Source organism: Streptosporangium sp. NPDC051023 (genome assembly GCF_040689595.1).
Lineage (GTDB): Bacteria > Actinomycetota > Actinomycetes > Streptosporangiales > Streptosporangiaceae > Streptosporangium.
Window position 1 is genome coordinate 1 of the sequence record NZ_JBFBCE010000223.1, and the last position, 1,729, is coordinate 1,729.

3 protein-coding genes are annotated in these 1,729 nt (G+C 69.8%); all 3 read right to left on the reverse strand.

All coding sequences use genetic code 11. From position 1 onward, the window contains the following. Positions 1 to 45 precede the first annotated feature (45 nt). The gene (locus tag AB0395_RS48245; RefSeq protein WP_366295114.1) at positions 46 to 630 is read right to left on the reverse strand and encodes a hypothetical protein; all 585 of its coding nucleotides are present in this window, start codon (positions 628 to 630) and stop codon (positions 46 to 48) included. Between the two features lie 89 nt (positions 631 to 719). Then, on the reverse strand, positions 720 to 1,187 hold the full coding sequence (locus AB0395_RS48250; RefSeq protein ID WP_366295116.1) for a hypothetical protein: 468 nt from the start codon (positions 1,185 to 1,187) through the stop codon (positions 720 to 722). Positions 1,188 to 1,246: 59 nt separating this feature from the next. Next, positions 1,247 to 1,729: hypothetical protein (locus AB0395_RS48255; protein WP_366295119.1), on the reverse strand; the 483-nt coding region annotated here is incomplete at its 5' end.

Genomic DNA, 1,729 nt, shown 5'->3' on the forward strand with positions numbered 1-1,729 from the left:
ACAGGAGCGGCAGACACAACAGGCGGTCAGGCAGTGGGCGAAGGGCTACAGCAGTCTCCAGTCGCCCATGGGCGTCCACTCGGGGTTGGCGGGGGTGCGGGACACCACCTCGGCGTCTGCGGGGAGGCCCTGTGCGGTCTGCCACTGCCCCGTGAGCCTGGCGACGTTCTTGGCCGCGGCGATCCCTTCAGGACCGGTTCCGGTGGGCTCGACCGTGGTCGCCTGCTCCTCGTCCGCCCATCCGGTGCTGCGCACCCCGTACTCGACGGTGTCCGCGGAGGGCTGGTCGGCGGAAGCGGTCTGCGCCTCGGAGATCTTCTGCTCCAGCTCGGCGCCAGTGATGCTGTGCGGGTTGAGGCCGAGCTGTGCGGCGCGGACCACGTGTAGCGCCTCACGGTGGAAGCGGTCCCGCACCTCGGCCGGTTCGTAGTCGGAGGCGGGAATCCTCACGTCGAGAATGGCGGTCCCCAAGAACTTGACGGTCTTGACGGTGGCGTGTTCCCAGTGCAGGAAGCCGCCGAGGCCGTGTGAGTGCCAGTTGGGCAGCACCCACTGCGGGTCCTGCTCGACGAACTCGCGCAGCGCATCGAGGCCGGCGTCGGCGGGCAGCAGGTTCGCGGGGATCTCCATGGGGTGGTCTCCTCCAAATCGTTGGGGCGGTGTGATCCGGGGTTCTGCCAGCCGCTCCAGGGCCCTGGAGCGGCTGGCGCAACACCGGATCAGATACCGCTGACGATCCAGGCGTACTCCGGGCGATCCTCGTCATGGAGGAGGATCTGCTCCACGCCGTCGGTGTAGGTGACGGTGACGATGGCGCTGACCAGGCCCCAGGTGAAGCTGTGGCGGCGGCGACCGAGCTTCTCCTCGACGTGGACGTCTTTGACCTCGCGGTCGGTCATCGCGTTGGCGGGCTGGGCGATACCGCCGAGATACCAGGGGGCGAGGGCTGCGAGCTGCATGCCCGGCTTGATGTCCAGACAGTTGACCCGGGTGAGGGTGATGACGGCGCCAGCGAAGTCCGACTCGGGGTCGGTCGGGCCCGTCATGGAGGTGATCTCCTCGAATCCAAGCCAGTCGCGGCCCTTGATAGCGGTGAAGGGGTACTTGCGCTGCAGGACAGGCAAGTCGTCGTCCAGCAGGTGGGCGGGCTCGTCGGGGAAGGACTGGTCTGCGGTGTAGGTCGTCATGGTGTGCTCCTGTGGTTGAGGGGTTGGGGTGCCCGGGGTCTCCCCCCGGGACAGGAAGGTCAGGCGGGGCGGGCGGCGGAGACGAGGCCGAGGGCCTTCAGGACGTTCGAGGGGCGCGTCTGCTCCAGGATGTTCGGCAGGAGCGTCCGGGAGGCGGTGTTCTCGGCGGCGATCGCGGCCTCAGCGGCTACTGCGGCGGCCTGGGCGGCGCGCAAACGCATCGATGTTGTGGAGAGGACTCCCGCGGCGCGGCCCGCCTCGTAGATCACTGTGGTCCAGTCGTCGCCGCTCTTACCGCCGGCCATCTCGGCCATCTCGTTCAGGGCGTCGGCCTGGCCGAGCTGGGCGTCAGCGAGGTGGCCGACGATGTCGGCGGTGCCGCTGCCGCCCTCGCGGGAGACCGCGGCCCGCAGAAGAGCGGACTGGCGGGCGATCTCGTGGGCGATCTCGACGGCGGTGCGGGGCTCGGCGGTCATGTCCATCTCCAGGGGCTTGGGCGGGTCAGGGGTGGGGGGTGCCCGGGGTCTCCCCCGGGCCGGGGT

What these genes read in the sequence shown, in the direction of transcription:
- AB0395_RS48250 (WP_366295116.1), bottom strand. Translation starts at nt 1,187, where the DNA reads ATGACGACCTACACCGCAGACCAGTCCTTCCCCGACGAGCCCGCCCAC.
- AB0395_RS48245 (WP_366295114.1), bottom strand. Translation starts at nt 630, where the DNA reads ATGGAGATCCCCGCGAACCTGCTGCCCGCCGACGCCGGCCTCGATGCG.